The sequence below is a fragment of the Synechococcus sp. RedBA-s genome, assembly GCF_024345495.1.
Taxonomy (GTDB): Bacteria; Cyanobacteriota; Cyanobacteriia; order PCC-6307; family Cyanobiaceae; genus Regnicoccus_A.
In genome coordinates this window covers 94,130-100,298 of sequence record NZ_JAGQBF010000009.1, presented here as the reverse complement: position 1 = coordinate 100,298, position 6,169 = coordinate 94,130, and the positions used below count along the sequence as shown (strand labels likewise).

Sequence of the window (6,169 nt, the reverse complement as noted above, 5' to 3'; positions counted from 1 at the left end):
CTGTTGGCGGAGGAGGGGCTGAGCGAGCCGGAGTTGCTGCGCCAGCTGCGGCCCGCGGCCGCCCCCGCCTCCGGCCCTGCAGGCATCAGCTCGGTCCCAGCGGTGGCGGCGCGGCGGGCTCCCGGGAAGGGCTGTCAATCCAGTCGTCGGCTGGGGCCGGAGGCGCTTCGAAACGGCGAGGGCGACCGCCCCCCACCGCTGGGACCGAGCTGATGCCTGCAGGGCCGGAGGCGGGGGCGGCCGCGGGCCGCAGCTGGCGCAGCAACTCCGGCTCGCTCAGCCCCTCCTCCGCCAACAGCGCAGCTCCCAGGCGAGGTTCATCGAGCAGGGCCAGCAGCAGATGGGGGATGTCAAGCAGGCGCGACCCCCAGCTGGAGCGGCGGCGGTCGGACTCCTCCAGCAGGTCTTCGAGGGCATCACCGATGTAGAGGTCGTCACCGGGAGAGGAGGGTTGCTCGGCGCAGAAGCCCTCCAGGCGATCGAGCAGCCGCTCTGGATCGATGGGAAGGGGATCCACCCAGGCCGCGAAGCGCGAATCCTGCAGCAGGGTCTGCAGCAGGTGCTCCACATCCATCTGGCCATGGCGCCAGCGGCGGGCCTGGTCCTGGGAGGCCAGCAGCAGATCCCAGGCGGCCTCACTGAAGCGGTCGGGCTCGCTGGTGAGGCTGCCGGTAGTGGCGGGATCAGGCAGCTGCATCGGGCCTCGCGGACAACTGAATCAGCTCCACCTTGTAGCCGTCGGGATCTTCCACGAAGGCGATCACGGTGCTGCCGTGCTTCATCGGTCCGGGCGGCCGTACCACCCGCCCGCCCTTGCCGGAAATGGCGTCACAGGTGGCCGCAATGTCGTCGACACCAAGGGCAATGTGTCCATAACCGGTGCCGATGTCGTAGGCCGTGGTATCCCAGTTGTGGGTGAGCTCCAGCACGGTGGTGTCGCTTTCGTCGCCGTAGCCCACGAACGCCAGGGTGAAGCGGCCGGCGGGGTAGTCCTTGCGGCGCAGCAGGCGCATGCCCAGCACTTCGGAGTAGAAGGTCAAGGAGCGCTCCAGATCGCCCACCCGGAGCATGGTGTGAAGCAGGCGCATGGAGTCCGGCGAAGCAGCTGGAGCTGATTCTGGCGACAGGCCCGTGTCGAGCAGCTGGTCTGTCGGTACCGACGGTCACATCAGAGCGCCCCGGGGCGGCCCATAGGATCCCCGCAAGCCCTGACCGCCAGCAGTTTTCGTGTTCGACTCCCTCGACCTCGTGATCGATTCCATCGTGGCTCGGGAGGTGCTCGACTCCCGCGGCACCCCCACGGTGGAAGCGGAAGTGAGGCTGGAAGGTGGCGCCCAGGGCCACGCCATCGTGCCCAGCGGCGCCAGCACTGGCGCCCATGAGGCCCATGAGTTGCGCGATGGCGGCAGCCGCTACGCCGGCAAGGGCGTGCTCCAGGCTGTAGCCAACATTGAGGAGAAGATCGCCCCGGTGCTCTGCGGCCTCACCGCCATCGAGCAGGTGGCGGTCGACACCGCGATGATCGAGCTCGACGGCAGCGACAACAAATCAGCCCTGGGGGCCAACGCGGTGCTGGCCGTGAGCCTGGCGGTGGCGCGGGCCGCGGCCGACGGGGTGGGACTTCCCCTCTACCGCTACCTGGGCGGACCGATGGCCACCCTGCTGCCGGTGCCGCTGATGAACGTGATCAACGGCGGGGCCCACGCCGCCAACAACCTGGATTTCCAGGAATTTATGCTGGTGCCCCACGGCGCCCCCAGCTTCCGTGAGGCCCTGCGCATGGGCACCGAGGTGTTCCACACCCTCAAGGGGCTGCTCAGTTCCCAGGGCCTCTCCACCTCCGTGGGCGATGAGGGCGGCTTCGCCCCCAACCTGGAGAGCAACGATGCGGCCGGCGCCCTGCTGGTGGCGGCGATCGAGAAGGCCGGCTACAAGCCCGGCGAGGAGATTTCCCTGGCCCTCGATGTGGCGAGCACCGAGTTCTATGCCGAGGGCCGCTACGCCTTCGGCGGCGGCAGCTACAGCTCCGCTGAGATGGTGGATCAGCTGGAAGCGCTGGTGAGCCGCTATCCGATCGTCTCGATCGAGGATGGCCTCGCCGAAGACGACTGGGAGGGCTGGGCGCTGATGACCGAGCGCCTGGGCAGCCGGCTCCAGCTGGTGGGCGACGACCTGTTCGTGACCAACACCAGCCGCCTGCAGCGCGGGATCGACGCCGGCACCGCCAATTCGATCCTGATCAAGGTGAACCAGATCGGCTCCCTCACCGAAACCCTGCAGGCGATCGATCTGGCCGGCCGGGCCGGCTACACCAGCGTGATCAGCCACCGCAGCGGCGAAACCGAGGACACCACCATCGCCGACCTGGCGGTGGCCACCCGCGCCGGCCAGATCAAGACGGGCTCCCTCAGCCGCAGCGAGCGGGTGGCCAAGTACAACCGGCTGCTGCGCATCGAGGACGAACTGGGCGGCCAGGCGCTCTATGCCGGAGCCGAAGGACGGGGCCCCCAGGGCAAGGGCTGAGCGCCCCGCCCTGGCTGGGTCGAGGGGATCTACGATCCTCGCCACCACTTGGGCTACCTGATGATCACTTCCACCCCAGCGCGTCTGGCCCAAGCCATGGCGGCCCTGACGATCGGTGTGATGGCCGCTGGGCCGGCACTGGCCCAGCCCGCCGCCAACTGCACGTTCTTGATGCCCATCGGCGGATCAGAACCGGTGGTGAGCAAGCGGATCGGGCGTGGGCGCCTGCTGGGTCGCAACAACTGGAACACCGATTTCATCGTGGATCAGCCCTTCAGCAGCTATCGCTTCTTCTTCACGGCCACCTCCACCGATCAGGCCAGTTATCCGGTGCAGGGGTTCATGCGTTTCACCGACGAAACGAGCCTGCAGCTGTTCAACGAAACGATGACGCCGCCCCAGGGAACCGGACGGATGTGGGGTCCCTTCGCCTCCGTGCCGGGCAAGCGCACCAGCCTGATGAACTTCAGGATCGGCTCCTCCAGCGAGCCAGGGGCCCTGGGGTTCAGCTATCGGATCTCCGTCCAGGGCTGCAATTGAGAACTGGAAATCGGAATCCTTTCCAGCTTCGATGGCGGTCCATCCCTGACGATTACATACCCTCTGTAGACCAGATTTCGACAGTAGCCTGTAATGGTTGAGGGGCGGCTGACAGAACGGCTGACTCTTGGCTGAGAAGAGGTAGTTGCCTAGGTTTTTCATGGGCTCTGGATTCTGCAAGCGGCCATCGCCGACCAAGCATGTGACGCCCCAAGCATGGGAAGAATGATCGGCATCAAGGCCGGACTGGAGCAACTCACCAACACAAGAACGTCGGCTAGATCCTCGTCAAAGCAGGAGGAGCAGGCGAAGAAGGCGTGAAGTTCTTCTAGAGATGCTCTCGCGCCAATGGGGTGGGCCAGCATAATCAAGTGAGGACTATCCACCTGTCATGGCCTTCAGGAGAACGACCCTTGCCGCGCTGCTCGCCCTTCTGGGGCTCGGGATGCTGCCGGCTTCCGATCCGGCCCAGGCCCGCCTCGGCCTAGGTGGAGGGATTGGCGTGGGTGGCTGGGGCTCCGGGGTGGGCTTCGGCGGCTATCGATTCGGCGCCGATACCGCCGTACGAGCCGGCTACGTGGGCTATCACCCTGTCTATGGCGCCGGCGTGCGCGCGGGGGTCGGCGTCACCGCCGCTGGGGCAGATTTCTACGCTCGTCCCTACGCCGGCTTCCATCCGGCCTGGGTGAACGGTGGCTACTGGGGGGCACGACCCTGGAGCGCAGGCTGGTATCAAGTGAACCCCACCGCCTGGGACTGGTGGGGCCCCAGTGCCGCCGCCTGGGGGCTCAGCGAACTGGCCACCGGTGCGGCGATCACGTCGCTGGTGAACCAGGCGGCAGCACAACAGTCGCCTGTGATCACGGTGCCGCAGACCACGTACACGCTCAACTACGGCTCCGTGGAGGCGGTGGGCAGCCAGGGGGCGAGTTTCTACTACAGCGTGGATGGCGGACCGCAGCTGTTCGGTGGAGCGAACTGCTCGGCGGGCCTGGTGGACGGCCAGCCTCCAGCTTCAGCGGCCGAAGCCCAGTTGCTCAATGCCGTCTGCCAGGTGGCCTATGGGGCAGCAGCCTGAGCGGATCGAAACACGAGACAGCGGTCACGTTCCTGGGCCGCTCTTCAGGGGCGCCCAGAGCGCCAGGAAAAGCGTGATGGAGAGCATGCGCTTCGGTTCCTTGCAGGCGACAACAGCCACCAGAATGGCCTGGTCGTCCTGCTGCTATTTTGCAAAATTCCCACCTGAAAACAGAGCCCGATCATGCTTCCATTCTCGCTTCACACCATGCTGAGGCCAATGGTGATCTCCGCCCTGTTGCTTGGCATGGGTATGGCTGGGAGCATCGCCAAGGCACAGACACAGGCTGATGCTGATCAGAAGGACGCGCTCAAAGCCGTGGCACAAATGATGGAAGGCCAACGCACCTACTACCAGAAGAATGCGGCCTTTCGAGCCACGGTTTCCAACATTCAGCAGGACTTCGGCATCTCCCTACCCACCTCCTTCGACTACGCCGTTCGTACCACCACTGAAGCGGCTTACAGCTATGTGATACCTGCGCAGTCTTCCAAGGTGGGTCAGCTCAATGCCTATGTAGGAGCGGCTTTCCTCACCCCCAGTCAGAACCCCAAAATCACCACGATCATCTGCATGAACCTGCAGCCGGGCCAGATCCGTCCGTCGGACCCTCAGCTCGTGCTGGGAACCCTGGTGGCCAACCCCACCGGCCGCCTCGTGCAATGTGGTGATGCGTCGATCGAAGTGAAGGCTTCGATGGTCAACGAATGAGCCCTGGCTCAGCCAGTGGCTTGGACGAAGGCACGCTGGTTGGTGAGCGCGAGCCGTAGCCGATGGTCGTGATCAACTCGCAGATCACCGGGTTGATCAACGCCAACAGGGTGATGACGGAGCGGTTGATATCCTCAATCGAGATAGAGATTCGTCCTGCTGAAGCTCATGGGAAGCGCCACTCAGCGGGGAAACAGGAACTGGAACTGCGCCCGCAGGGACCAATCGCCAGCTCCGTCTGGTTTGACAACATTCCAGTAAGCCTGGAGTGTGGCATTCACTTTCTGCTCCCCGATCGCGAACACGCGTCCAAAGCCACCCCCGATCGGCACCGTCCATTGTTCGTCTCCATTCTCAGCTTCCCAGTTGGCGGTGATGATCGGCCCAGTCGATAGATACCATCCCTTGGATAAGTTATAGTTGATGAACGGCTGAACCAAAAACTGGTTGACAGACTTGCGGTCGCTTGCTCCGGCAAAGGACCATACATTGTTCCCTACGGCCCCGAAGACCCAGCGCTTTGTGGTGACCACCACCACCGCAGCAGGCCCGCCGCTCCATTTTCCCTGACCAAGGAGTTCATCCGTCGCCGTTGGTAGAACAAAGGTGGGGCCAACGCCCCAGGTGATCCTGCTTTTCGTGATTGGGGAGAAATAGAATTGGGGGTTGATGTCCCCCAAACCAAATTGACTTTCGCGCCCTGTGGGTGAGGTGGGTAGATTGATGACAGGAACGATGGTACGGGTGATCAACAGCAGATTCTTGCTGAGGGGAAACGGAACCACTGGCTGGATGTTGAGTGCATTCAGGGTTCGCTGTTGCTGTGGTCCAGTGCGGAAAAAGGTGTTGTTCTGAAAGGGCAGGCTGATCAGGTTGGCGATCGGATTCTGGGCCGCCTTGGCGAGTTCTGCCACTTGTTCCTCTTCAGTGGTGCGGCTGCTCGGAGCTGCTGGCATCGCTGGAGCGCCCTGCGGCTCAGCCTGGGCGGTGAGCACTGGGATTGACTCCTTCGCGAGGGTCAGGGGCTGACGCCAGTCCGCTGGGAGGCGCGATGGCTCCGGTTCCTTGGCAAGGCGCGTGGGAGTGGGGCTGGCGATGGCCGCAGGGGCGAGGGCGATGACTAGCAGGAAGAGCGCTTGTTTGAGCATAGTCAGCATCCTTAACGACAGTTCGTTTAGAAACGACAGTGTCTCATGCAACGGACAATTCAAGATGATGAACTGAGCCATTTTCGGGATTGTCTCATCAGTCCAACGCAACAAAGATGGCCAGGCAGCTTTGCATTAGAGTTCAATTGCTTTCGTCCTCAGTTCAAGG

General features: G+C 63.8%; 7 protein-coding genes. 4 read left to right on the top strand and 3 right to left on the bottom strand.

What is annotated here, in order from left to right; all coding sequences use genetic code 11:
* Nucleotides 1-85: 85 nt before the first annotated feature.
* The gene (locus KBY67_RS05565; RefSeq protein ID WP_315855552.1) at nucleotides 86-697 is read right to left on the bottom strand and encodes a Clp protease N-terminal domain-containing protein; all 612 of its coding nucleotides are present in this window, start codon (nucleotides 695-697) and stop codon (nucleotides 86-88) included.
* The gene (gloA, locus tag KBY67_RS05560) at nucleotides 684-1,088 is read right to left on the bottom strand and encodes a lactoylglutathione lyase (protein WP_255109583.1); all 405 of its coding nucleotides are present in this window, start codon (nucleotides 1,086-1,088) and stop codon (nucleotides 684-686) included. Before gloA ends, KBY67_RS05565 begins: the two co-directional genes overlap by 14 nt.
* Before the next feature lie 139 nt (nucleotides 1,089-1,227).
* Between gloA and eno the strand changes: the two genes are divergently transcribed.
* From eno to KBY67_RS05540, 4 genes are all read left to right on the top strand, one after another.
* Nucleotides 1,228-2,523 (top strand): phosphopyruvate hydratase, encoded by a 1,296-nt coding sequence (eno, locus tag KBY67_RS05555; RefSeq protein WP_255109581.1) that lies wholly within the window; start codon nucleotides 1,228-1,230, stop codon nucleotides 2,521-2,523.
* A gap of 60 nt (nucleotides 2,524-2,583) precedes the next feature.
* On the top strand, nucleotides 2,584-3,063 hold the full coding sequence (locus tag KBY67_RS05550; protein WP_255109579.1) for a hypothetical protein: 480 nt from the start codon (nucleotides 2,584-2,586) through the stop codon (nucleotides 3,061-3,063).
* A 391-nt stretch (nucleotides 3,064-3,454) separates the two neighbouring features.
* A complete protein-coding gene (locus KBY67_RS05545; RefSeq protein ID WP_255109577.1) occupies nucleotides 3,455-4,141 on the top strand; it encodes a hypothetical protein in 687 nt (228 codons plus the stop codon).
* A 219-nt stretch (nucleotides 4,142-4,360) separates the two neighbouring features.
* Complete coding sequence (locus KBY67_RS05540; protein ID WP_255109575.1) at nucleotides 4,361-4,852, top strand: type IV pilin-like G/H family protein; 492 nt, start codon at nucleotides 4,361-4,363, stop codon at nucleotides 4,850-4,852.
* 182 nt (nucleotides 4,853-5,034) lie between these two features.
* Here KBY67_RS05540 and KBY67_RS05535 read toward each other — a convergent pair whose 3' ends face one another.
* A complete protein-coding gene (locus KBY67_RS05535) occupies nucleotides 5,035-6,081 on the bottom strand; it encodes a neuromedin U (RefSeq protein ID WP_255109573.1) in 1,047 nt (348 codons plus the stop codon).
* Nucleotides 6,082-6,169: the final 88 nt, after the last annotated feature.

Coding starts and splice junctions, on each gene's coding strand:
- KBY67_RS05565 (WP_315855552.1), bottom strand. CDS start 697: ATGCAGCTGCCTGATCCCGCCACTACCGGCAGCCTCACCAGCGAGCCC.
- gloA (WP_255109583.1), bottom strand. CDS start 1,088: ATGCGCCTGCTTCACACCATGCTCCGGGTGGGCGATCTGGAGCGCTCC.
- KBY67_RS05550 (WP_255109579.1), top strand. CDS start 2,584: ATGATCACTTCCACCCCAGCGCGTCTGGCCCAAGCCATGGCGGCCCTG.
- KBY67_RS05545 (WP_255109577.1), top strand. CDS start 3,455: ATGGCCTTCAGGAGAACGACCCTTGCCGCGCTGCTCGCCCTTCTGGGG.
- KBY67_RS05540 (WP_255109575.1), top strand. CDS start 4,361: ATGGTGATCTCCGCCCTGTTGCTTGGCATGGGTATGGCTGGGAGCATC.
- KBY67_RS05535 (WP_255109573.1), bottom strand. CDS start 6,081: ATGGCTCAGTTCATCATCTTGAATTGTCCGTTGCATGAGACACTGTCG.